This window comes from Novosphingobium sp. KA1, from assembly GCF_017309955.1.
Taxonomy (GTDB): domain Bacteria; phylum Pseudomonadota; class Alphaproteobacteria; order Sphingomonadales; family Sphingomonadaceae; genus Novosphingobium.
In genome coordinates, this window is sequence record NZ_CP021247.1 from 2,454,050 (window position 1) to 2,477,137 (window position 23,088).

The window sequence follows — 23,088 nt, forward strand, 5'->3', positions numbered from 1 at the left end:
CCGACCAAGATCGGTGCGGACGGGGCATTCGGATCAGAGGTCGATGAGGAGACGGGTGGGATCCTCGATCGCTTCCTTGATGGTCTTCAGCGCGGTAACGGCTTCGCGACCGTCGATGATGCGGTGGTCGTAGGACAGCGCGATGTACATCATCGGGCGGATCACGATCTCGCCGTTACGCACGACCGGGCGGTCCTCGATGCGGTGCAGACCGAGCACGGCCGACTGCGGGGGGTTGATGATGGGGGTCGACATCAGGCCGCCGAACACGCCGCCGTTCGAGATGGTGAAGGTACCACCGGCCATGTCGGCCATGGTCATGGTGCCTTCCTTGGCCTTCTTGCCGAATTCGGCAATGGCCTTCTCGATGCCGGCGAAGCCCAGCTTGTCGCAGTCCTTCACGACCGGAACGACGAGGCCGTTGGGGGCCGAGACGGCGATCGAGATGTCGACGTAGTCGTGGTAGACGATCTCGTCACCGTCGATCTGTGCGTTGACGGCCGGGATGTCCTTGAGGGCGAGGACCGAAGCCTTGGCGAAGAACGACATGAAGCCGAGCTTGATGCCGTGCTTCTTCTGGAACACGTCCTTGTACTTCTCGCGCGCTTCGATGACGGCCGACATGTCGACGTCGTTGAAGGTGGTGAGAAGCGCGGCGTTGTCCTGTGCGGACTTCAGGCGCTTGGCGATGGTCTGGCGCAGACGCGTCATCTTGACGCGCTCTTCGTTGCGCGCAGCCGGAGCAGCGGCAGCCGAAGCAGCGACAGGGGCCGAAGCCGGCTTGTTCTTGGCCGCTTCAAGGACGTCGTCCTTGGTGATGCGGCCGTCCTTGCCGGTGCCCTTGATGGTGGCGGGGTCGATGCCATGCTCAAGGATCGCGCGGCGCACCGCCGGCGACAGAACCGAGGAACCGGCCGAAGCGTCGTCCGCGGCAGGAGCCGGGGCGGGCGCGACGGCAGCGGCAGCCGGGGCCGGAGCAGGGGCGGCAGCAGCCGGAGCGGCTGCGGGGGCAGCAGCGGCGCCCGAGCCTGCTTCGATCGTGGCGATCAGCGCGCCGACGACGACGGTGTCGCCTTCCTTGGCAAGCTGCTGTCCCATGACGCCGGCGTGCGGCGCCATGACGTCGATGGCGACCTTGTCGGTCTCGAGGCTGGCGATGGGCTCGTCAGCGGCAACCGGCTCGCCGGGCTGCTTCAGCCACTGGCCGATGGTGGCCTCGGCGACGGATTCCCCGAGGACGGGGACCTTGACTTCGGTGGTCATGATTTATCTCAAGCCTTCTGCTTGCGGCGGAGTTCGGAACGGACGGAGAGGTGCAGCGCATCGGCAACCAGCGCGGCCTGTTCGGCGACGTGGCGCTTGGCGAGACCGGTGGCCGGCGAGGCCGAGGCGTTGCGGCCGGCATAGCGCGGACGCGGCTGGGCGACACCGGCTTCGATGGCGGCAGCTTCGATCTGCGATTCGACGAAGAACCAGGAACCGTTGTTCTGCGGTTCTTCCTGGCACCAGACGATCTCTTCGAGGTTGGGCATGCGCGAAAGGCGCTTGGCCAGCGGCTCGCCCGGGAAGGGGTAGAGCTGTTCGAGGCGGATGATCTGGGTGTCGTCGATCTCGGCAGCGTCGCGTGCTTCGAGGATGTCATAGAAGACCTTGCCCGAGCACAGGATGACCTTCTTCGTCGCCTCGTCGCTCGAACCGTTCGGGTCCGAGAGCAGGCGGCGGAAGTGGCCGTCACCGAGGAATTCCGAAGCGGGCGACTTGGCCAGCGGATGACGCAGAAGCGACTTCGGCGTCATGATAACCAGCGGCTTGCGGAACGGACGGTGCATCTGACGGCGCAGAACGTGGAAGTAGTTTGCGGGCGTCGTGATGTTGCAGACTTGGATGTTGTCCTGTGCGCAAAGCTGCAGGTAACGCTCCAGACGGGCCGACGAGTGCTCCGGACCCTGGCCTTCGTAGCCATGGGGCAGCAGCATGACGAGGCCGTTGGCGCGCAGCCACTTGGACTCGGCCGAGGCGACGTACTGGTCGATGATGATCTGCGCGCCGTTGGCGAAGTCGCCGAACTGCGCTTCCCAGAGCACCAGGGTCTTCGGATCGGCGCTGGCATAGCCGTACTCGAAGCCGAGTACGCCATATTCCGAAAGCGTCGAATTCAGCACCTCGAAGCTGCCGTGGGGCAGAGTCTTGATCGGGGTGTACTTGTGCTCGTCCTTCTGGTCGACCCAGACGGCGTGACGCTGCGAGAAGGTGCCGCGTTCGCAGTCCTGACCGGACAGGCGCACGCCGTAGCCTTCGGTGACGAGGCTGCCGAATGCGAGTGCTTCGGCGGTCGCCCAGTCGAAACCGTCGCCCGACTTGAACATCTCTTCCTTGGCGGCGATCACGCGGGCCAGCGTCTTGTGGACGGTGAGGTCCTCGGGAACGGTGGTCAGCACGCGGCCGAGGCTGTCGAACAGCTTGCTCTCGATGCCGGTTTCGACATTGCGGCGCGCGGTTTCGGGGTCAGCCGGCTTGTGGAAGCCGCTCCACTGGCCCGAGAACCAGTCGGCCTGGTTGGACTTGTAGGTCTTGGCGGCCTCGAACTGCTCTTCCAGATGCTGCGTGAACGCGGCTTCGGTCTGCGGCAGGAACGCGTCGTCGATGACGCCTTCCTTCTTCAGGCGCTCGGCATAGATCTGGCTGACCGGCGGGTGCTGGCGGATCTGCGCGTACATCAGCGGCTGCGTGAAGCCGGGTTCGTCGCCTTCGTTGTGGCCGAAGCGGCGGTAGCACCACATGTCGATCACGATGTCGCGGCCGAAGGTCTGGCGATAGTCGATCGCCAGCTTGCACGCGAAGGTAACGGCAGCCGGATCGTCGCCGTTGACGTGCAGGATCGGGGCCTGAACGCCCTTCGCCACGTCAGACGGATACGGCGAGTTGCGCGCGAACTGCGGGCTCGTCGTGAAGCCGATCTGGTTGTTGATGATGAAGTGGATGCAACCGCCGGTGTTGTAGCCCTTCACGCCCGAGAGGCCGAAGCACTCCCAGATGATGCCCTGGCCGGCGAAGGCCGCGTCACCGTGGATGAGGACCGGCAGGACCTGCTTGTGCTTGGAGCCGGGGCCGACGTCGTCGCCGATATCGTCGGCGATGGTCTGGTAGGCGCGGACCTTGCCGAGCACGACCGGATCGACGGTTTCGAGGTGCGACGGGTTGGGCATCAGGCTCATGTGGACCTTGATGCCGTCGAACTCACGGTCGGCAGAGGTGCCGAGGTGGTACTTCACGTCGCCCGAGCCGCCGACGTCTTCCGGGTTGGCGGTGCCGCCCGAGAATTCGTGGAAGATGACCTTGTAGGGCTTGGCAAGGACGTTGGCGAGGACGTTCAGGCGGCCGCGGTGGGCCATGCCGTACACGATTTCCTTCACGCCCAGCGTGCCGCCGTACTTGATCACGGCTTCGAGCGCCGGGATCATGGCTTCGCCGCCATCAAGGCCGAAGCGCTTCGTGCCGACGTACTTCTTGCCGAGGAACTTCTCGTACTGCTCACCGCGCACGACGGCCTGAAGGATCGCCTTCTTGCCTTCGACGGTGAACTCGATTTCCTTGTCGGCGCCTTCCATGCGCTCCTGGAGGAAGCGGCGTTCCTCGACATCGGCGATGTGCATGTATTCGAGGCCGACCTTGCCGCAGTAATTTGCGCGCAGGATCTGGACGATCTCGCGAACGGTCGTCCACTCAAGGCCCAGTGCGCCGCCGACGTAGACCGGACGGTCCTGCGCAGCGCCCACGAAGCCGTGGTACTCGGGGGTGAGGTCGGCCGGGAGCTGGCGCTGGTTCAGGCCGAGCGGGTCGAGGTTGGCGGCGAGGTGACCGCGCACGCGATATGTGCGGATCAGCATCATGGCGCGGATGGCGTCAGCCGCCGCTTCGTCTATGCGGGACTGGTCGATCTTCTGTCCGCCCTTGGCGGCAGCCTTCTCGATCTTGACCTTCAGCGCGCTGGGGTCGAGCCCCTGCGTGAGGTCGTCCTCGAACTCGGCGCCAACGAGGGGCCAGTTCTTGCGCTGCCAGCTAGGTCCGGCCTGCGGTCCGTCGAGGGACTGGTCCGGGGTGAAGTCGAAACTCTCGTCGCCCATGGGAATCACCTTCATGTGGCGTCGGGAGGGGATTCCCGGCGCTACCGAGCATAATCTGCGCGAAGCCGGCTTTCGGGGAGGAAAGTCCCGTGTCTTCGCAAATCATCCGGCGTCTTGATCACGCCGGTACTTTATAGACCCGTGGCGACGGAAAACCGCCGCCACGGGCAAAACTGACTTACGCCAGTTCCTTGAGAACCTCGACCAGCGTCTCGCCAAGCAGCGAGGGCGAGGGGGAGACGCGGATGCCCGCTTCTTCCATCGCCGCGATCTTGTCCTCGGCGCCGCCCTGGCCGCCCGACACGATCGCGCCGGCGTGGCCCATGCGACGGCCCGGAGGAGCCGTACGACCGGCGATGAAGCCGACCATCGGCTTCTTGCGGCCGCGCTTGGCTTCGTCCTTGAGGAACTGAGCCGCTTCTTCTTCGGCGCTGCCGCCGATTTCGCCGATCATGATGATCGACTTGGTCGCTTCGTCGGCCAGGAACAGTTCCAGGACGTCGATGAAGTTGGTGCCGTTGACCGGGTCACCGCCGATGCCGACGGCCGTGGTCTGGCCCAGGCCCGCGTTGGTGGTCTGGAACACGGCTTCATAGGTAAGCGTACCCGAGCGCGAGACAACGCCGACCGAACCCTTGGAGAAGATGCTGCCGGGCATGATGCCGATCTTGCATTCGCCAGGGGTCAGGACGCCGGGGCAGTTCGGACCGATCAGGCGCGACTTCGAGCCCGAAAGGGCGCGCTTCACGCGGACCATGTCGAGAACCGGAACGCCTTCGGTGATCGCGACGATCAGTTCCATCTCGGCGTCGATCGCTTCGAGGATGGCGTCGGCGCAGCCTGCGGGCGGAACGTAGATGCACGAAGCCGTCGCACCGGTAGCCGCCTTGGCTTCGGCAACGGTGTCGTACTGGGGCAGGTTGAGGTGGCTGGTGCCGCCCTTGCCGGGGGTGACGCCGGCAACCATCTGGGTGCCATAGGCCAGCGCCGCTTCGGTGTGGAAGCTGCCGGTCTTGCCGGTCATACCCTGGGTAATGACCTTGGTATTCTTGTCGACGAGAATGGACATAGGGTGATCCTAATTCCTGTTCCTGGGGTGGGCCGATTCCGGCTTGGTATGCGCCATGGCGTAAATTCCGCGAAGTGCAACCGCCCAAGTGGTAAAATCAACGGCCCAGATAGGCCAGAGCCCCGCCAGCCCCCTCGAAACGTGTCGTCGGGGGCTGGCGGGGCTGGATTTTCGGATCAGGCCAGCGAGCTGTCGATGCCCTTGCAGGCGACCAGCAGTTCCTTGACCGCATCGATCGAAACCTGAAGGCCGGCCTTGGCCTGCTCGTTCAGTTCGATCTCGATCACCTGCTCGACGCCGCCGGCGCCGATCACGACCGGCACGCCGACGTAAAGGTTGTCGACGCCATACTGGCCTTCGAGGTACGCGGCGCAAGGCAGGACGCGCTTCTGGTCGCCCAGGTACGATTCAGCCATGGCGATCGCCGAAGCGGCCGGTGCGTAGAAGGCTGAACCGGTCTTGAGCAGCGAGACCACTTCGCCGCCGCCATTGGCGGTGCGCTTGACGATGGCGTCGATACGCTCCTGCGTGGACTTGCCCATCTTGATGAGGTCGGGAACCGGAATGCCCTTGACGGTCGAGTATTCGACCACCGGCACCATGGTGTCGCCGTGGCCGCCGAGCACGAACGAGGTCACGTCGCGGACCGAAACGCCGAACTCCCAGGCGAGGAAGGTCGAGAAGCGCGCCGAGTCCAGCACGCCGGCCATGCCGACGACCTTGTTGTGGGGCAGGCCCGAGAATTCGCGCAGCGCCCAGACCATCGCGTCGAGGGGGTTGGTGATGCAGATCACAAAAGCGTCGGGAGCGTTGGCGGCGATGCCTTCGCCGACCGACTTCATCACCTTGAGGTTGATGCCGAGCAGGTCGTCGCGGCTCATGCCGGGCTTGCGGGCGACGCCGGCGGTGACGATGATGACGTCGGCGCCGGCAATGTCGGCATAGTCGTTGGTGCCAGTGATCTTGGCGTCAAAACCTTCGACCGGGCCGCACTGCGACAGGTCGAGAGCCTTGCCCTGGGGCAGGCCTTCAGCGACGTCGAACAGGACGATGTCGCCCAGTTCCTTCTGCGCGGCGAGGTGCGCGAGAGTGCCGCCGATGTTGCCGGCGCCGATAAGGGCAATCTTCTTACGAGCCATGATGCTGCTTGTCCTTCCCACAAGGCGGGCGCTTCGGACTAAAAGGCGGCTGCTGTGTCCCGCTAAAGGCAGGCGCCGGTGTTGACGAAGGGCGCGTTACGCCCCTCGATCCGACATTGCAACCGTGAAACAACCGCGGAAAGCCGTGGGGGAGTGGAAATTATCGATAATAGTTCGCAATAGCAATAATAAGCTTAGAACTGTGCGATTCCGCGTCCGGAATCGCCTCCGGGGCGCTATCCGGCGCAATCGCGACCGCGCTTTTCGCAAGCTCGTGAGGGCCTTGGGCTGGTCTTGCGCGGAGAAAGTTTCCCGCAGTCGCATGACAGGGGCAAGAAGCCTTCCGGCGAGTCGCCGCGCAGGCAAGGCGCGTGGTCGCGAACGGGATCAGAAACGGCACAAGGGGCGATCCCTGAAGGTCGCGCCTTGCGGAAAGCTATTACGCGCGGAGGTGATGGGGAGGATCAGCCGTTGCGGGCGATACGGCGCACCAGCGCGTCGGCCATGCGGCGATCGAGTTGACGGCAGATCGCGATCCACCAGTCGCAGCCCTGCATGTCGCCGGAGAGCCTGGCGGCTTCGGCATTGGCGCGGGCGTGGCTCGCGGCAGCGAGGCCGTAAGCCGCGAAGTGGCGCAGGGCCTCGGTCAACATGCGCTCGTCATGGCCGTTCTGGTTGGCGGCTGAGGGCAGGACCGGACCTGAGATGAAGCTGCTAGACCTGCGCGTGGAGTCCCGGCGACTGCGTGGCTGCGGCGGTTCCCGATTGTCGTTCACCGCATCGAGCGGGGCGGAGGGGCAGAGCGCGCGCATGATCACCGGCGTCGTTCCGCCTCGTGCAGCGGAAAAGCGGATGGTCATCGTTGCAGGCCCTTTTGTCGTTGCCGGGGGAGTTCTTCCTGCCACGACGGGGGCTAAGTCTTCGTGAGAGGCTATGGTTTCCAAAGCGTTCATGACGCTCGAAAACGCGCTCCGCTGCGGGGTTCAGGTGCCCGGTGTCGCTATCCATTTGCCCGAATTGGCATACTCCGGGCGAATGCCTTGGGCCTCGGGCAGCCCCTGCGCTTGATAGAGTGTATCGCCGCCACGTGTGCGCACGGCATCTGCATAACGCGGGGAGGGAGTGGTGGCATGGGCCTGAACACTGTCGCTGGTGGCGGTGCGAACTGCCGGAGCGGCGACCTCGGGCGCGGCGAAGGCGCGTTGCAGGGCGACTGGATCGAGCGCAGCGTCGGCCATTGCAGACGCCGCCGAAAGGTCGCGTGGGTGCGGGGCGGCGATCGGTTCACCGCCGAGATAGGCGAGGCGGAAGGATGTGGGCGTACCGGCGCCGCCTTCGAACCGGTAGAACCGGTGCGCGCCGATGGTCGTCACGAAGTGCAGGCTTGGCGCCCAGTAAGGGTTGACCTGGATCGTGTGGTAATGTGTCGCGAGACCGACGGGGGCGTAGACTTCGCCTGCGAGCGCTGCGCGGGCGACCGCAGCGGCGCGGTCCCAGAAGAAGCGCTGCGGCGCACGGGCCAGCGCGCCATCGCAGGCGAAAGTGAACTGGCAGCCGGTCGGCCGTTCCGAACCTTCGAAAACGACGCCGCAGACGGTCTTGGGATAGGCCGGGTGCGCAAGGCGATTGAGCACGACTTGCGCCACCGCACGCTGGCCGGCATCGGGCTCGGTGGCGGCCTCGTAATAGATCGCCATGGTCAGGCACTGCTGCGCCCGTGCCCGGTCGAGGGTTGAGCCAGCCATGCGGAACGGGCGGGCGACGGGGGCGGCGGGATCGAGCAGGTTCTGGTCAACGCCGTTACCGTTGGTTGTCAGTAGGGCCGGATCGGGCTGGAGATAATAGAAGGCTGAGCCGGGAAAACTCTCGCCGCGCTGTTCGAACGGCATCGGGAGGACGGCCTGCTCTGCCGTCTGGGCATTGCCGATGGTGAAGCGCTCCCAACTGCCGGGCTCGGCAAAGGCGGGCAGGGCCACGGCGGCGAGTGCGCTGGCGCCAAGGGCCCAGCGTCGCCGCATCCGTCGCCGCACATGGCGCTGGCCGCCGCGCACGAACCGTCCGCCGAAATCGCGCGGGCGCAGTTCCGGTTCGGCAGGTGCGGTAAAGGCGGCGAAATCGGTCAACAAAAGATCCCGGGCAGTGAGGCGCACAGCGCCTAGCGCAAAGGAGCAGGCCGCGCATCCACGCGCTCAAGGCTGTCCCGAAGCGGTACGCTATCCTCGCAAATGATGAAGGAGTGGCGAACAAGTCACTCGGGAGCGATGACATGCAGGTGGACTCGCCCGTTCGCTTGCCAAGCTGCGGGCAGCCCTTTATCGGCGCAGGAGACGTCACGGGCGTCCGCGAGCGCGGGCCCAGAGGGAAATTCGGCCGAGCCGATGCTGTCCCCGCAACTGTGACCGGGGAGTGTTCTGCCCAGAGTGCCACTGGAGATCCGGGAAACCGGAAAGCCGGGAAGGCGGGCGGCGCGTGACGATCCGGGAGCCAGGAGACCTGCCCATGACGGTCGTTCCGCAACGGGGCGGGGTGTCCCCCTTGCAGCGAGACGCGCGCGGGCATGAGGTGCCGCGCGGGCCTCCGCCATGAGCGGCATCGCGTTCAGGTTGGAGGAACCACAAGTGAAGTACCTGTTTCTGCTCGGCGCGGCGCCGTTCGTCGCTGCCGCCCCCGCTTATGCCGACGACATTGCAAACGATACCATAGTCGTCACCGCCACCCGCACCGAAACCCCGGTCAGCGAGATTGGCCAGTCGGTCTCGGTCATTACCCGCGAGGATATCGAGCGCACCCAGGCCGTGGCCGCCACCGATGTGCTGGCACGCCTTCCGGGCGTTTCGGTCTCGCAGTCTGGCGGTTTCGGCCAGCCCGCGAGCCTGTTTATCCGCGGCGCCGAAAACGCGCAGAGCCTTGTGCTGATCGATGGCGTGCGCATCAACGATCCGGGCGATGTCGGCGGCGGTTTCGACTTCGGCTCGCTGACCGTTGGCCAGTTCGACCGCATCGAAGTGGTGCGCGGCTCGTCGGGCGTGCTGTGGGGCAGCCGCGCCATCGGCGGCGTTATCAACCTCATCACCGCGCGTCCGAGCGACCAGTGGCAAGTGCGCGGGAACGCCGAGTACGGCTGGCGCGACCAGAAGCAGCTCGGCGCATCGGCAGCGGGCAAGCTCGGTCCGGTCGGCCTGACGCTGGGCGGCAACTGGCTCAAGGGTGATGGCTATTCGGCCTTCGACGAGCGTCTTGGCGGCAAGGAAAAGGACGGCTTCGAAAGCAAGAGCGCAAATGCCCGCGCCGAAGTGGAACTGGTGGGCGGCCTCACCGCCGATGCCGGGACGTACTGGACCAAGGCCAATTACGACTACGACAACACCGGGGCCGATGCGCTGAACCTGGGCATGAAGCGCGATACGGTCGGCTACGCAAACCTGCGCTACAAGGGCCTCGACGGGCGCCTGACTGCCCGGCTTGGTTACGGTCTCACCGACACGCGGCGTATCTCGGACGATGCAGTCTACGGTCCCTACACCACCAATGGCCGCGCCGATCGCTTCGAAGGTCAGGTCGCTTTCGCTCCGATCGATCTCGCCAGCATCCAGATCGGCGCCGAGACCGAGAAGCAGAAGTTCTCTGACAACTACGGTTCGAAGGATTCGACCTCGATCGACAGTGTCTACGGCATGCTGACGGTTCACCCGTTGACCGGGCTGACGCTGAACGGCGGCTTGCGTTACGACGACAATTCGGACTTCGGCCACAAGACCACGTTCTCGGCCAATGGCGCCTGGGCGATCGGTTCGGGCAACGATGCCCCGATCCTGCGCGCCAGCTACGGGGAGGGCTTCAAGGCGCCATCGCTCTATCAGCTCTACACCAATGGCGGATATCGCGAGCTTTCGCCTGAAACCTCGAAGGCTTGGGATGCTGGCGTTGAACTGCCGTTCGCCGAAGGGCAGGGGCGCTTCACGGTTACGTACTTCGACCGCAAGACGAAGAACCTGATCGACTACGATTATGCCGAGTGGAACTACTATAACGTCGGCCGCGCGCGGGCGCAGGGCGTTGAGCTCGGTATGCAGGTGAGCGATTGGCAGGGCTTCGACGTCAACCTGTCCTACACATACCTCGATGCCGAGAACCGAGACACCGGGGCGCAACTGGCGCGCCGCCCGAAGAACAACTTCTACGCCAGCCTCGACCGCTTGATTGCCGAGCGGTTCCGTTTAGGCGCGGACCTGCGTGTGGGCGGCGGGCGCTATGATGATGTCGCGAACCAATACTGGCTGGCTGGCCACGTGCTGGTGGGCCTGCGGGGGACGGTCGCGGTGAACGATCACCTTGAGGTCTACGGCCGCGTCGAGAACCTGTTTGACGAGCACTACGAAGTGGTGCGGACGTACGGTACCGCAGGGCGCGCTGCCTATGCGGGGGTCCGGGTGAAGATGTGACCGACGCGCTTTCCCCTGGTTTACCGAGCCCTGCTCCCCCGGACCAGGAGGGAAAGCGCATGGTATTCCTGCTCGCGTGCGCGCTGGCTGTCAGCGGCGCGTGGGTGGTGATGGCCGGGTTGGATGACACCGATATTGCCTCATCCAACCCGCCGTCGGATCCCGCAACGATGCCTAAGACACCCACTATCGTCTCGCTCAATCCCTGTACTGACGCAATTCTTGCGGAAGTGGCCGATCCGGGGCAATTGCTGGCGATTTCGAGCTATAGCCATGACCCGGTTGCGAGTTCGATGGACATTGCTGTCGCCCGCCGATTTCGTGCGGTGTCCGGCTCGGTCGAGGAAGTCGCCGCAATCGGTCCGCAAGTGGTGGTGGCGAGTACGTTCCTCGATCCTGCCTCCTTCGGTGCATTGAATGGCCTGGGATACCGGGTGGTACGTGTTCCTATCGCTTCGGATATCGCGTCTACACGAAAACAGGTGCGTGAATTGGCGAGCCTTGCTGGCCATCCCGAGCGGGGAGAGGCACTGGTCGCGCGAATCGACGAAGCGCTGGCGCGTGCTGCGCCGCCCTCGGGCTGGAAGCCTGTACCGGCGCTGGTCTGGCAGTCCGGCGGGTTGGTTGCCGGTAATGCGACGTTGATTGCCGACATGATGCGTCGGGCTGGATTCGAGAATGCTGTTTCCACGCGTGGTCTTGGCCAGGCTGATTATCTACCGTTGGAATCAGTACTGGCAGACCCACCGCGGATCATCTTCTCAATCGGAAATCCAAAGCCGCACGGTCAGGACGACGAGTATCGGATGTTGCGTCACCCATCGCTCAAAAAGCTGGCGCGCACGACCTATTTCAAACTTGACCATGCCGCACTTTGGTGTGGGGGCCCAACTGTTCCGAGAGTGCTTGGCGAACTCGCGGCAGCAAGGCATGAACTGCGCCGGCCATGAATTCCCCCCACTCATGAACATCCGTCTGATTCTCGCGCTGCTTGCTGCACTGCTGCTTGCCGTGCCGCTGTCGTTGCTGGCGGGGCGGGTGTGGATCGACCCGCTTGCGCCGCAATTGCAGACTGCGTCGGTGATCCTCGTCGAACTACGACTGCCGCGTGCAGTGCTGGCGTTGGTTCTGGGCGGAGGGCTCGGCACTGCCGGAGCCGCGATGCAGGGTTATTTGCGCAATCCGCTTGCCGACCCCGGCCTGTTCGGGATCGCCCCCGGGGCCGCACTGGGCGCAGTGCTGAGTTTCTGGACCGGCTATGCCGCCGCTCCCTATATGTTGCCGCTCTTCGCGCTGGCGGGGGCGGGCGGGGCGATGGCTCTGCTGGCGCTGATCGCCGGACGTGGCGGCGGAGTGGCTTTGTTCACGCTTGCGGGATTGATGGTATCCAGTCTGGCCGGCGCGCTGATGAGCCTTGCTATCAGTCTTAGCCCGTCCCCCTTTGCGATGAGTGAGATAGTGACCTGGATGATGGGTTCACTAGCCGATAGAAGTTGGCACGAGGTGTGGATCGCGGCGCCGCTTACAGTGCTGGGAGCCATGGTGCTGGGGATTGCCGGACGTGACCTCGACGCGATGACGCTGGGTGAAGTCGCTGCCCATTCACTTGGCGTCGACCTGTTGCGTTTGCGAGCTTTGATGATTGCAGGGGTTGGGCTCACCGTTGGAGCTGGTGTGGCAGTGGCCGGGATTATCGGATTCGTCGGGCTGATGGTGCCCCATCTGGTGCGCCCACTTACCGACCGTCGCCCCTCGTCGTTGTTGTTGCCTTCTGCATTGGCTGGTGCATTGCTGATGCTGCTGGCGGACTGCCTATGCCGCATTTTGCCGCTGGCGGGGGGCGAGTTGCGGCTGGGCATTGCGCTCAGCCTGCTCGGTACGCCGTTCTTCCTGCGGCTCTTGCTGCGCATGCGCAAGGAACTGGCATGACGCTCGCTCTTAATCTGGCTGGCGTCGCAGGACGGCTTGACAGAGTGTCGCTGCAATGCCGGCGCGGAATGGTCACCGCGATCTGCGGGCCTAACGGTGCTGGGAAGTCGACCGCATTGTCGTGCCTCGCCGGGTTGATGCTCCCTGATAGCGGCGAGACGCTGCTTGGCGGATTGCCATTGCACCGCCAGACTCTTTCGCGCCGCGCGCGATGGATCGGCTATCTTCCGCAGTCACCGGAGGTGGCCTGGGACGTATCGGTCGAAGTGTTGATCTCTCTTGGCCGGCTGCCGTGGAAGGACGCACCCGCGATCGAATCACGAGAGGCGATCGAGGACGCCATAGCGGCGATGGATTTGCAGGAACTGCGACATCGTCCGGTTTCCCGCCTGTCGGGCGGTGAGCGGGCACGGGCACTGATGGCACGGGTTTTGGCGACCCAGCCCGGCTGGCTGCTGGCTGACGAGCCTTTCGCCGCTCTTGATCTTGCCCATGCGGCTTCGCTCATGCGCCATTTCCGTCAGCAGGCGAATGTCGGTCGTGGGGTGGTGCTTGTGTTGCACGATCTGGCAACGGCGATGAACCATGCAGACCAGGTGGTGGTGCTGGAAAAGGGCAGGGTAGTTGCCGAAGGACCGCCCGAGATCGCCTTGTCACGCGAAGTCGTCACGCGTGTATGGAATTGCCCGGCGCGCTGGCTTGGGGACCCTGGTGAACGCGCATTGTCGCTGGGCGCGCCGTCCCCTGCGGCATCAGGTCTGCGTGGGCGGTTGAGCTGATTGTGATCTTGCGGACGTCGAGCGATGGATCGCAGTCGGATTAGAATCCGACCGCTTTCTTGATCACGCTGTGTACAGAACGAGCACCTTCGTCGTCGCCACGCAGGCGAGTGCGGCGCTCGAACTTGAACTTGCCTACTGTCTGGGTCATCCCGTCCGCCTGCTCGGTAAGCGCGCGTGCGGCGGCGTTCGATTCCTCGACCATGGCGGCGTTCTGCTGTGTGTTTGAGTCGAGTTGCTGGATTTCGCCCGAAAGACCTCGCATCGTTTCTGCTTGCGAGCCGGAGAGGCGGGAGATCTCGTCGGCGCGCTCGGTCGTGTCGGCGAGCTTGCCGATGATCTCCTCCAATGCGGCGCGCGTTTGCGCGACAAGGTCTACGCCTTCGTGCACATCTTGCGTCGAGGTCGTAATGAGGTCCTTGATGTTGTTTGCCGATTCCGTGGTGCGATGGGCTAGCGCGCGCACCTCGGTGGCGACAACGGCAAAGCCTTTGCCTGCCTCGCCAGCACGGGCAGCCTCGACACCGGCGTTGAGCGCAAGCAAGTTGGTCTGGAAGGCAATGGCCTCAATGACGTCGATGATGCTGGCAATCTGGGCGGAGCTGTTCTTGATCTTGTCCATGGCCTCGACGGCCGATTCCATCACTGTTCCGCCGTGGTGGGCGTGTCGGGCCACTTCGGCGACGCTGGCGTTGACCTGAGTGGCGCTGCTGGCTGTGGTAGTGATTGCCCCAGTCACGTCACGGATGCCTTCGGCGACACGAGCGATCGTGGCCGCCTGACTTTCGGTTCGATAGGCAAGGTCGCTGGCCGCTGCATTGATTTCCTGAGCGCTGACTTTCACGCTTTCCGCGGATTCGGTGATGTCCATCACCATTGCGCTCATCCGGCGTCGCATTTCATGGAAATCGACGGCAAGTTTTTCGAACGAGGATGGCAAATCCGCGAGTTGGGCCTGGAGGTTGCCGTTGGCGACTTCCGCCATGGCGTCGCTCATGGCGGTCAGTGCGCGGTCGCGGGTTTGGGCCTCGTGCAGGAAGTAGGTGCCCAGTGCGATCTGCATGTCTTCAAGGGAAGCCCGAACCAGTGTCCCGATGACTTGACCGGTGGTGCGGCTGTTGAGCGGCGTGATGAATTTGCCTGACAGCATCGCGACGATCACGTCCTCTAGCACGGTGGCATAGGCTGTGACGTAATAGTCCGGCGTTAGTCCAACACGGGCATGGATCTCGCCGATCTTTTGGCTTCGGGCGCGAGCAGCACTATCGAAGCGACCGGAGAACATCTTGAGCCAGTGCTCATACTGCGCGTTGGATGCGCGTTCTCGGATCTCTGCACTGGGAAGCATGCGGGCAAGGTCAGGAGTGGCCTCGATACGTTCGTAAAGCCGCGCGAGCGCCTTTGGGGCATGTTTGACCATCATCGCCCGCAGCTTGGGAAAGAGCCGATAGTTGCTCTCTGTAAGCGGTGCGATATTGGCTTTTGCGGCAGCGCCGATGTCGGTCGAAATCGCGTTCATGTGATCAGCCCATCCCCTTCGCAATCACGTTCTGCCTGCCGGAAGCCCCCTGACAGGATGTCAAGCGAGCGACCTGGGAAGCTCCCGGACTGACCGCACGCTTGCGCGCTAACTGGTCTAGAGGACAGAGACTAAGATCATGAGTTGGAAGGGCTAGGGAGCGTTCCTAGGTCCGCATTCATGCTTGCACGATACTTTGAAGGGCAATGCCGCTCGCCTTGGCGGCGCGCGGCATTGCCCCCCCCCCCCCCGGCAGGTCGTCAGGCCACGATCAACGACACTTCACTTCGCCGCGATCGATCTCGCGGCCGAGCAGGCCGCCAGCAACGCCGCCGATGATCGCGCCGAGGGTCTGGTCGCCATTGCCGGCGATCTCGTGGCCGGCCAAAGCGCCGGCACCGGCACCGATGATAAGGCCTGTGGTGCCATTGTCGCGCTTGCAATAATAGCGCCCGTCATGTCCGCGCCAGACATGGTCGTTGCGGGACATTCGGCGCGGTTCGGCATAGCGACCGCGCGAATCGTACTTGTGCTTGTCGCGATAGCCGTGGGCGGGAGCATGGCGGGGCGGATCGGCAGCCACTGGCGTTGCGAGCGGAATCGCGACGGCGGCCATGGTGAGCGCTAGAAGCGTTTTCTTCATTTTACGGCTTCCCTTTTTGAAGGTGGTCAGTTTGCCGGTTTAACGCGTGATCTGGCTATAGGCTCCATCATGTTCGATGCGCCACTTGGATTACTGACGCAAATGGCCGAGGAAGAGCGTTCTGATTGCGATGGAATTTCGGGCTCGGCGGAATGAAAGGGACGAATAAGGTGACGCAGATGCAGATCGATCTGGTCGATGTCTTTGCTTCAGGTCCTCTTAGCGGGAATCCGCTTGGGGTTGTGCGCGGGGGGCACGATCTCGATTCTGCACAGATGCTGGCAATAACGCGCTGGCTAGGTTTTTCTGAAACCACCTTTCTGTTGCCGCCGAATGATGCCGATGCGGACTATCGGGTCCGGATCTTCTACCCGGCGGGAGAACTGCCTTTTGCTGGGCATCCGACGCTCGGCAGCGCCCATGCCTGGTTGATGGCGGGCGGGGTGCCAAAGGTGGCAGGGCGGATCGTTCAGGAATGCGGCATAGGGCTTGTAGAGGTGCGGCAGCATGATGGGCGCCTGGCATTTCGTGCGCCGCCGTTGATGCGTGATGGACCACTGGATGGAGCGGACTTGGCGGATACGATCAATCTGACGGGAGCGGATCCGGCGCGGATCCTCGCGGCTGTTCATGCCGCCAATGGACCGGGCTGGAAGTTGCTCCACTTGTCTAGCGTAGAGGCAGTGCTAGCTGCTGAGCCCGCTGCCCGCGCTGCGCCGGGAACCGATGTGGCGTTGCTCGGAGCGCATGCGCCGGGCGGTCCCGCCCAGTTCGAACTGCGCGCCTTCTTCGCCGATGCGACCGGGCGACTTTGCGAGGATCCGGTGACGGGCAGCCTCAACGCGGCGGTGGCGCAATACCTGTTCGGTGCCGGACTGGCCGAAGGAAGCTACGTTGCGGCGCAGGGACGGAAGACCGGGGCCGACGGCCTGGTGCATTGTGTCCAGGAGGCCGACGGCTCGGTGTGGATCGCCGGACGGGTGGATACTGTGTCGTCCGGCGGCACGTTGGCGTTCTAAACCGGCTTCTTCGGCAGCGCGATCTCGGCGGTGCCTACGCACATCTTCACGCCGCGCTGGTTCGTCATCAGGTGAGTAACATGGACAAGGTGACGCCCTTCGGAATCGATTGATTTTTCGGTCACTTCGGCCGTCTGGATCGTCACGTCACCGGTTAGTGCTGGGCCGCGGTAGTTTGATATCGAGTGGGCGAGCATGCCATGCTCGCCAGCCCATCCGGAGAGGTAGTCGGTTACCCAGGATCCCATCGAGGCGCCGTAGCCATAGCCGCGCGGCATGCCGATGCGGCGGGCGTACTTGGGGAACAGGTGTCCGCGTGAGGGACCGTAATAGGCGCCGTCGGTGAGGAAGGGGTTCTCCTTCATCATGTCCGGATCGTTCTCGTACCCGGCCATTTCGCGCGTGAAGCCGAGCGCTTCCAGATCGTTCTTGCGCAAGCTCATCGTCCCCCAGGTGTTGACGATATAGGCGCGCCATTCGGTGGCGAAGCTGGCCAGTGAGTGCGGGCCGAACACGCGCTCGGGAAGCTGGTCGCCCACGGCCACGTCGTCCCACCAGCGTTCCTTGTGGCCAAGATCGTGCAGCATCTTCACCCAGGTGAAGACGCGCGCCTCGATGTCCGTCAGGGCTTCGTCGGTCCACTCGGGATCGTCGAAATCGGCCGGGTTGACGGTGGCGCCGCCGGCGTGGGCGTTGTAGCGCAAGGCGGTGGAGCGCTGCGTGGCGATCTTCTCGCCATGCTGGTTGGTGTAGTTGTTGTCACCGCGCTGGAAACAGGTGGGGCCGAAGCCGGTTTCCTTGACCGCGTAGTCGAAGGGAATACGGGTGTTGGTGATGACGTCGCCCGCCTTGATGCGGGTGTCATGGAACCACCATTCGTCGCCTGCGAAGAGCAGGTGCGAATTGGGAATGCAGCCTACGCAGGCCGGGGCGGCGCCGTGACCGTCGTCGGTGGCAATCGGGAAGCTCTGCGGCGCGACAAGGCCGCCCCAGCGGCTGGCGGCCGCGAAGTCCGGATCGAAATGCACGAGGTTGGGGTAGTGCATCGCATGGACCCAGCGCCGGATATCGTTGGCCGCAATCGGCTCGCGCAGGGGCGAGAAGTCCATGACTTTGCCGAGGTACTGGTCGATGTCGGAGCAGTCGAGTGTGGCGGTTGCAGTAGCGTTCATCGGAAAAGGTGTCCTTGGGCGGCAAGGCAGCCGCCGGTGTCGTTTTCGGAAGTTAAGGTCAGGCGTTGCGCAGGCCGGTGGCGTCCTCGGGCTTGAAAACCGAGATTTCTTCGTCTGCTTTGAGCAGAACCAGCGGCAGCACGCGGTCGGTCGACTTCTGGTAGTCGGCATAGAAGGGGTGGCAATCGATGAAGAAGTCCCACACCTTCTGGCGCTCTGCCCCTTCCGGCTCGCGCCAGGTGCCGCGAAAGGCCTGCGTGGCGATCTGGAACTCGACCTCGGAAGTGGCGACGAGGTTCAGATACCATTGCGGATGATGGTCGGCCCCGCCCTTGGAGCCGCAGATCACCACTTCGCCACCGATATCGGCATAGCAGAGCGGGGTGATGAACACCTTGCCGCTCTTGCGGCCGGTGTATTTGACCAGACAGTGCGTCGCGAACTTGCGACCGCCGACGGGGGTGATGTCCACGATATGGCCCTGCACGCCGCCGGAGCCCAAGTACATCTCACGATGCTCGGTCACCCAGTCGCGCCGGACGGCACTGATGGCCGCTGCGGTTTCGTCGCTCATGCCGTGCTCCTCTCCACGCTTGTTGCGGCGAAGGATCGCGAAGGTTGGCCGGTGGGTCCAGAGGCTATGGCTGAACGCGGAGAAGTATCATCGGGGCGGGTTTTTTTGGGCGGGCGAACTCCTCCTTTCCGGTATGAGGATGTCTCGATTCGATAGTTGGATGTCTGGTTTGTCGCGTGGTCGTTTAATTCCGCTTTGCCTTGCCTTCATGATGTTCGCTCAGCCAGCACGAGCGGAGGACACGGTGAGTATCGATGTCTACGCCATTCCGTCCCGATCCATCGTTGATCTCGTCGCGAAAACCAGCAGCGACCTTGCCCGGCATGGCATGAGGACATTCTTCGCGCAGGGCCATGCGGTTCACGTCACGCTCTACATGACCCGATACCCTATGAGCGCGGAGCCCCAGCTAAAGGCTGCTGTGGCCAGGGCAGTGAAGGATTGCCGGTCCTTTCCCCTCGTCGTCGAAGGATCGGAACGGACGGCATCCAACTGGCTGTTTCTGCGCGTCGGACGGAGCGTAGCCCTGCAGCGATTGGCGGACGAAATTACCCTCACGGCCGAGCCGTTTCGGTCGCGTGACGTTACCCCTCCTGCGTGGATGGGCGAATACCCCGCAAAGCTGCCCGCATTCGAACGCTATGGATCGCCCAACGTCTTCATGCAGTTTGACCCGCATCTGACTTTGCTGGCAAACGAGACGCACAACGGCTTCGCGGCGTTCGTGGCCGAGCTGGAAAAGAACCCGCCCAGGGCCAATGGAACTGTGGAAGGCGTAGGTATCGGGATCGTCGATGCCAATGGTCAGGTGGTGAAGACCTTGGCCGAATATCGCTGCGCGCCCTGAGGGCGCATGGCCCCACAAGCCCGGTCCATCGACGTCTTCAATGGGCCGGGCCAAATCTGCCTCTTGGACGCTCAGGCATTGAGCTGCCGCGTCGGGGCGCTTTCTTGCCAGTCGGCCATCCAGCCCAGGACGTCCTCATAGGGCATCGGGCGGCAGATGCCGTAGCCTTGGCCGTTGAAGCAGCCGAGCGATACGAGCAAGTCGCGGATTTCCTCATTTTCCACGCCCTCGGCGACGAGAGGAATGCCAAGGCTTTCGCACAGCACCACGAGGCTGTTGACCAGCGACTGATCGAAACGGTTTTCGGTGAAGCGCTGGATGAATGAGCGGTCGATCTTGATCTCGCTGATCGCGAAGTCGCGCAAATAGCCGAATGAAGTGAAGCCGGCGCCGAAGTCGTCGATGGATAGGGCAATGCCGTTCTCGCGCAGCCGTTCGACAACTTGGCGTGCTTGCGAGGGGTTGGTGATGAGCGCGGTCTCCGTCAGTTCGAGCGTCACTCGCCTGGCGTCGATACGATGGCAGTTCACCATATCGACAAGGTCATCCACGAAACTGGTGCGTTCCAGCATACGCGCCGAGAGGTTTATCGAGATCGAGGCGCCGTCGACCTTGTCCTGAATCCGTGCGAATTGTTCTAGCACCTTGTCGATGCACTGGTGGGTAAAAGTCTCCAGCATGGGGCTGTGTTCTACCGCGCGAACCAGCTGGTCGGCGGGGATGTTGCCGATGCGTGGGTGCTCCCAGCGGACGAGCGCCTCAAAGCCGAGTACTCGGCCGTCGCGCATGTCCACCTTGGGTTGCCAATGCCATTGCAGGGCATCGTGTGCGATTGCGGTTTCCAGTTCCTCCAGCATGAGCCTGGGATCGAGCGGAGGTTGCGAGGGCATGTCCTCTTGCCAGGTCGCCAGTTTGGCAAGTCCGCGCTTGGCCTCGTACATGGCGTCATCAGCGGCTGAGAGCAGTCCCGCCGGCGAGAAACCGCGTTGCGGGCAGAGCGCAATGCCGAGCGAGGCGCCGACGTGAAGGACGCGGCTTTCATGGACGATTGGTTGTTCGATCAGGCGGACCAGCTTGGCGCCCATGGCTGCGGCTGTTTCGTCGCTGTCGATGTCCTGCAGCAGCAGGGCGAACTCGTCGCCGCCGAGGCGGGCTACGGTGTCAACTTCGCGCAAATGGCCGCGCAGGCGCCGGGCGACCGTGGTAAGGACGATATCACCCACCGCGTGGCCGAAGCTGTCATTGATTTCCTTGAAGCGATCGAGGTCGATCATCATGACTGCAAAACCGTCGCCGGTGCGACGCGCACGGGCGCAAGACTGGCCAAGCCGGTCAAACAGCAAGGTGCGGTTCGGTAGGTCAGTCAGGGGATCGTGAAGGCTGCGGTGGGTCAGTTCCTCCTCGGCGCGGCGCAAGTCCTGTCGGTACTTGCGCCAGGCGATGCCTTCCTCGACTGAAGCGGCGACGCGTTCGGGCGAAAGGCCACGCTTGGTGAGGAACTCTGTCATGCCGGACTTGATCGAATCTGCGGCGATCTGCTCGTCGGCGTTGCCGGTGACTGCAACAATTGGGCAGTCTGGATCAACTTCGGCGCGGATAGTCGGCACCAGGTCGCGGCCGTCGCCGTCGCCCAGGCCGAAGTCGAGGAAGACGATGTCAAATTGCGGTTCCGCAAGGCGGATCAGTTGCAGCGCCTCCGCCTGCGATGCTGCTTCCATCACGTTGATCCGGCGCGGGCAGCGCTCCAGCATGCGGATCAGGCGTTCGCGGTCGACATCGTCGTCATCGATTACCAGGGCCTGGATGTCGGAAGTGCCGTTTTGAAGGGATTCCATGCGAGGTATCCCTTCGCCGGATGGGCTGGAGGCGATGAGGTAGGGTTCGGGGTGATAGGCTTCGGGCCGGGCTTGAAAGGTCATGATCAGGGTAGCTCCTGGGTCCGGGCATATTTGCCGATGAATTGAGCCAGTTGTGCGAATTGCGGGCCAACCGAGGACTTTACCATGTAGCCTGCGACATGTTCGTCGTAGGCACGGGAGCGGTCCTGATCGCGGCAGCTTGTGGTCAGTACGAAGACGACCGTGCGGCACAGTTCAGGGTCGGCTCGCAGGGCGCGAAGAAACTGGAAGCCGTCCATGATCGGCATGTTGAGGTCGAGCAGAACGATGACCGGGGTAGCGGCGTGACTTTTTGGGTGACGATTCTGCAGGATCGCAAGTGCTTCGGCGCCGTCGGTCGCGGTGACCAGATTGCAGGGGACATCGTGTCGGACGAAGCTGCGCAACACGCCTTCGAGCGCAACGTCGTCGTCGTCCACCACCAGAACCGTGCATACGGATTGGCGAGTGTCGTTTGTCACCTTTTCAAGAGTATCAGTCATCTTCGAACTCCTTGAGCAGGATGCGCGGCCAGTGGATCTCGAAGCTGGCGCCGCCAAGCGCCCCTGGCGATTGTACCGTGATCATGCCTCCGTGGGCGTTGATCATCCGCCGCGTGAAGGCGAGGCCGAGGCCGTCGCCGCTGGTGCCGGGAGAGGCGCGGTGGAACAGCTTGAAGATGCGCTCTTCGGTACCGGGGGTGACCCCTCGCCCATCGTCATCGACGGTGAAGACCGCGAAGCGGCCTTCGTCATGCATGGTAATGCGAATTACACCGGTTTCGCTGCCATGGTGTTTGACCGCATTGCCGATCAGATTGCGGAGGCTGGTCGCAAGAGGCGCCAGCGGGGCGCTGAAGCGCGAGCCGTTGACTTCGATGGTGACGGTGAAACCGTCCGGCACGTTGGCAAGAGTTACGGCCTCTTCGATGAGCTTGGCAGGGTCGATGGATTCCATGTGCGGATCGCGCACGCCAACCCGGGCATACGTCAGGAGATCATCGATCATTTGCTCTGCGCGAGTTATGCGCAGCGAGATGCGGTCGAAGTTGTGTTTTACTCCGTCGGAAAGGTGTTCGTCGCCGATGTCTTCGCGTATCCACGAGACAAGGTCGCCGATCCCACGCAGTGGTGACCGCAAGTCATGGCTGGCGACATAGGTGAATTCTTCGAGTTGTGTATTGGTCTGCTCGAGCGCCATCTGTGCGCGCTTGCGTTTCGAGATGTCGGTGATGATCGCCATGAAAAGCGGTTGGGCGACCGTCTCGAGACGGGTGAGGGCGATCTCTACAGGGATCTCGCGACCGGAACGATGGCGTCCGGTAAGGTCGCGGCCAGAGCCCATCGCCCGGGATTCGGGCGCTCGAGTATAGCCTTCGACATGGCCTGCGTGACTTGCGCGATAGCGCTCGGGCAGCAACATTTCGAGTGATCTGCCGACAAGCTCTTCACGGGCGTAGCCGAACTCGTCGGCCAGCGCGGAGTTGACCTGAACGATCCGCTGGCGACCATCTATTACGAGAAGACCGAGGGGTAGGTTCTCGAAGATCTGGGTGAAGCGCTTTTCCGCCAAGGTCAGTTGGGCAAGGCTCTTCACGTAAAGGATCGCCCATTGGTCGAATGCTGCGGTGCAGGGCACAAGGGTGATTTCGCAGGGCTGTTCGGCACCATCTCGGCGGTTGAAGTTGATTGCTCGGGACCAGGGGACGCGCGTTTCCGGCAAGGCGTCGAAATGGGACTCGATCATCTGCAACAGCGCGTCGCCTTCTTCCGTCTCGAACCAGACGGTGATCAATGAAAGGCGCAGGGCGGTGGCATCCGTTTCGCCAACGATTGAGCCCAGGGCAGGATTGGCCCACGAAATGACTCCGGCCCTATCGAGGATGGCGGCGCCGATCGGCGCATGTTGGAGCGCGGCGTGGGTTTCGGCCAGGCTATCGACAGTAATCGTCACAC

Annotated in this window: 19 protein-coding genes and 1 riboswitch; of the genes, 6 read left to right on the forward strand and 13 right to left on the reverse strand. The window is 63.4% G+C overall.

Annotated features, from left to right (window positions below; all coding sequences use genetic code 11):
• Positions 1 to 33: 33 nt before the first annotated feature.
• From odhB to CA833_RS11865, 6 genes are all read right to left on the reverse strand, one after another.
• Complete coding sequence (odhB, locus tag CA833_RS11840) at positions 34 to 1,263, reverse strand: 2-oxoglutarate dehydrogenase complex dihydrolipoyllysine-residue succinyltransferase (RefSeq protein WP_142635066.1); 1,230 nt, start codon at positions 1,261 to 1,263, stop codon at positions 34 to 36.
• A gap of 8 nt (positions 1,264 to 1,271) precedes the next feature.
• Positions 1,272 to 4,124, reverse strand: a complete 2,853-nt coding sequence (locus CA833_RS11845; protein ID WP_142637821.1) for a 2-oxoglutarate dehydrogenase E1 component — start codon at positions 4,122 to 4,124, stop codon at positions 1,272 to 1,274.
• Positions 4,125 to 4,302: 178 nt separating this feature from the next.
• Entirely contained in the window at positions 4,303 to 5,193 is an 891-nt protein-coding gene (gene sucD, locus CA833_RS11850; RefSeq protein ID WP_142635064.1) for a succinate--CoA ligase subunit alpha, read from the reverse strand.
• A 176-nt stretch (positions 5,194 to 5,369) separates the two neighbouring features.
• Entirely contained in the window at positions 5,370 to 6,332 is a 963-nt protein-coding gene (mdh, locus tag CA833_RS11855) for a malate dehydrogenase (RefSeq protein ID WP_142635062.1), read from the reverse strand.
• A 464-nt stretch (positions 6,333 to 6,796) separates the two neighbouring features.
• The gene (locus tag CA833_RS11860; protein WP_142635060.1) at positions 6,797 to 7,192 is read right to left on the reverse strand and encodes a hypothetical protein; all 396 of its coding nucleotides are present in this window, start codon (positions 7,190 to 7,192) and stop codon (positions 6,797 to 6,799) included.
• A gap of 123 nt (positions 7,193 to 7,315) precedes the next feature.
• The gene (locus CA833_RS11865) at positions 7,316 to 8,455 is read right to left on the reverse strand and encodes a cell wall hydrolase (protein ID WP_242526053.1); all 1,140 of its coding nucleotides are present in this window, start codon (positions 8,453 to 8,455) and stop codon (positions 7,316 to 7,318) included.
• Positions 8,456 to 8,649: 194 nt separating this feature from the next.
• Positions 8,650 to 8,848, forward strand: a riboswitch (cobalamin riboswitch).
• A gap of 102 nt (positions 8,849 to 8,950) precedes the next feature.
• Between CA833_RS11865 and CA833_RS11870 the strand changes: the two genes are divergently transcribed.
• From CA833_RS11870 to CA833_RS11885, 4 genes are read left to right on the forward strand one after another with little or no spacing between them, the layout of a single operon-like run.
• Positions 8,951 to 10,774 carry a TonB-dependent receptor domain-containing protein gene (locus tag CA833_RS11870; RefSeq protein WP_242526054.1) on the forward strand — a complete coding sequence of 608 codons (1,824 nt, stop codon included), beginning with the start codon at positions 8,951 to 8,953 and terminating at the stop codon, positions 10,772 to 10,774.
• 59 nt (positions 10,775 to 10,833) lie between these two features.
• The gene (locus tag CA833_RS11875) at positions 10,834 to 11,724 is read left to right on the forward strand and encodes an ABC transporter substrate-binding protein (protein WP_142635056.1); all 891 of its coding nucleotides are present in this window, start codon (positions 10,834 to 10,836) and stop codon (positions 11,722 to 11,724) included.
• 13 nt (positions 11,725 to 11,737) lie between these two features.
• Positions 11,738 to 12,703 (forward strand): iron ABC transporter permease, encoded by a 966-nt coding sequence (locus tag CA833_RS11880; protein WP_207078143.1) that lies wholly within the window; start codon positions 11,738 to 11,740, stop codon positions 12,701 to 12,703.
• Positions 12,700 to 13,482: an ABC transporter ATP-binding protein gene (locus CA833_RS11885; protein WP_142635052.1), complete on the forward strand. Its 783-nt coding sequence runs from the start codon at positions 12,700 to 12,702 to the stop codon at positions 13,480 to 13,482. The genes CA833_RS11880 and CA833_RS11885 overlap by 4 nt, the downstream gene beginning before the upstream one ends.
• A 40-nt stretch (positions 13,483 to 13,522) precedes the next feature.
• Here CA833_RS11885 and CA833_RS11890 read toward each other — a convergent pair whose 3' ends face one another.
• Together CA833_RS11890 and CA833_RS11895 are read right to left on the reverse strand one after the other, a co-directional pair.
• Positions 13,523 to 15,001, reverse strand: a complete 1,479-nt coding sequence (locus CA833_RS11890; RefSeq protein ID WP_142635050.1) for a globin-coupled sensor protein — start codon at positions 14,999 to 15,001, stop codon at positions 13,523 to 13,525.
• A 271-nt stretch (positions 15,002 to 15,272) separates the two neighbouring features.
• Positions 15,273 to 15,644: a glycine zipper 2TM domain-containing protein gene (locus CA833_RS11895; RefSeq protein WP_142635048.1), complete on the reverse strand. Its 372-nt coding sequence runs from the start codon at positions 15,642 to 15,644 to the stop codon at positions 15,273 to 15,275.
• Between the two features lie 179 nt (positions 15,645 to 15,823).
• On the opposite strand from CA833_RS11895, the gene CA833_RS11900 reads away from it, so the two are divergent.
• Positions 15,824 to 16,663 carry a PhzF family phenazine biosynthesis protein gene (locus tag CA833_RS11900; RefSeq protein WP_207078144.1) on the forward strand — a complete coding sequence of 280 codons (840 nt, stop codon included), beginning with the start codon at positions 15,824 to 15,826 and terminating at the stop codon, positions 16,661 to 16,663.
• Here the strand turns inward: CA833_RS11900 and CA833_RS11905 are convergent.
• Positions 16,660 to 17,835 carry a MaoC family dehydratase N-terminal domain-containing protein gene (locus CA833_RS11905; protein ID WP_207078145.1) on the reverse strand — a complete coding sequence of 392 codons (1,176 nt, stop codon included), beginning with the start codon at positions 17,833 to 17,835 and terminating at the stop codon, positions 16,660 to 16,662. The two genes, CA833_RS11900 and CA833_RS11905, sit on opposite strands and share 4 nt — an antisense overlap.
• Before the next feature lie 58 nt (positions 17,836 to 17,893).
• A complete protein-coding gene (locus CA833_RS11910; RefSeq protein ID WP_207078146.1) occupies positions 17,894 to 18,409 on the reverse strand; it encodes a nitroreductase/quinone reductase family protein in 516 nt (171 codons plus the stop codon).
• A 244-nt stretch (positions 18,410 to 18,653) separates the two neighbouring features.
• On the opposite strand from CA833_RS11910, the gene CA833_RS11915 reads away from it, so the two are divergent.
• Entirely contained in the window at positions 18,654 to 19,256 is a 603-nt protein-coding gene (locus tag CA833_RS11915; RefSeq protein ID WP_242526055.1) for a 2'-5' RNA ligase family protein, read from the forward strand.
• 71 nt (positions 19,257 to 19,327) lie between these two features.
• Here the strand turns inward: CA833_RS11915 and CA833_RS11920 are convergent, their stop codons facing one another.
• The 3 genes from CA833_RS11920 to CA833_RS11930 are packed head-to-tail and all read right to left on the reverse strand — an operon-like array spanning position 19,328 to position 23,086.
• The gene (locus tag CA833_RS11920) at positions 19,328 to 21,175 is read right to left on the reverse strand and encodes a bifunctional diguanylate cyclase/phosphodiesterase (protein WP_242526056.1); all 1,848 of its coding nucleotides are present in this window, start codon (positions 21,173 to 21,175) and stop codon (positions 19,328 to 19,330) included.
• 2 nt (positions 21,176 to 21,177) lie between these two features.
• A complete protein-coding gene (locus tag CA833_RS11925) occupies positions 21,178 to 21,636 on the reverse strand; it encodes a response regulator (protein ID WP_142635034.1) in 459 nt (152 codons plus the stop codon).
• A complete protein-coding gene (locus tag CA833_RS11930; protein WP_242526057.1) occupies positions 21,629 to 23,086 on the reverse strand; it encodes a PAS domain S-box protein in 1,458 nt (485 codons plus the stop codon). The genes CA833_RS11925 and CA833_RS11930 overlap by 8 nt, the downstream gene beginning before the upstream one ends.
• Between the last annotated feature and the right edge of the window lie 2 nt (positions 23,087 to 23,088).

Bases quoted from the DNA above. Each gene is read 5' to 3' on its own strand.
- odhB (WP_142635066.1), bottom strand. From the start codon at position 1,263: ATGACCACCGAAGTCAAGGTCCCCGTCCTCGGGGAATCCGTCGCCGAG.
- CA833_RS11845 (WP_142637821.1), bottom strand. From the start codon at position 4,124: ATGGGCGACGAGAGTTTCGACTTCACCCCGGACCAGTCCCTCGACGGA.
- sucD (WP_142635064.1), bottom strand. From the start codon at position 5,193: ATGTCCATTCTCGTCGACAAGAATACCAAGGTCATTACCCAGGGTATG.
- mdh (WP_142635062.1), bottom strand. From the start codon at position 6,332: ATGGCTCGTAAGAAGATTGCCCTTATCGGCGCCGGCAACATCGGCGGC.
- CA833_RS11860 (WP_142635060.1), bottom strand. From the start codon at position 7,192: ATGACCATCCGCTTTTCCGCTGCACGAGGCGGAACGACGCCGGTGATC.
- CA833_RS11875 (WP_142635056.1), top strand. From the start codon at position 10,834: ATGGTATTCCTGCTCGCGTGCGCGCTGGCTGTCAGCGGCGCGTGGGTG.
- CA833_RS11880 (WP_207078143.1), top strand. From the start codon at position 11,738: ATGAACATCCGTCTGATTCTCGCGCTGCTTGCTGCACTGCTGCTTGCC.
- CA833_RS11885 (WP_142635052.1), top strand. From the start codon at position 12,700: ATGACGCTCGCTCTTAATCTGGCTGGCGTCGCAGGACGGCTTGACAGA.
- CA833_RS11890 (WP_142635050.1), bottom strand. From the start codon at position 15,001: ATGAACGCGATTTCGACCGACATCGGCGCTGCCGCAAAAGCCAATATC.
- CA833_RS11895 (WP_142635048.1), bottom strand. From the start codon at position 15,644: ATGAAGAAAACGCTTCTAGCGCTCACCATGGCCGCCGTCGCGATTCCG.
- CA833_RS11900 (WP_207078144.1), top strand. From the start codon at position 15,824: ATGCAGATCGATCTGGTCGATGTCTTTGCTTCAGGTCCTCTTAGCGGG.
- CA833_RS11905 (WP_207078145.1), bottom strand. From the start codon at position 17,835: ATGAACGCTACTGCAACCGCCACACTCGACTGCTCCGACATCGACCAG.
- CA833_RS11910 (WP_207078146.1), bottom strand. From the start codon at position 18,409: ATGAGCGACGAAACCGCAGCGGCCATCAGTGCCGTCCGGCGCGACTGG.
- CA833_RS11920 (WP_242526056.1), bottom strand. From the start codon at position 21,175: ATGACCTTTCAAGCCCGGCCCGAAGCCTATCACCCCGAACCCTACCTC.
- CA833_RS11925 (WP_142635034.1), bottom strand. From the start codon at position 21,636: ATGACTGATACTCTTGAAAAGGTGACAAACGACACTCGCCAATCCGTA.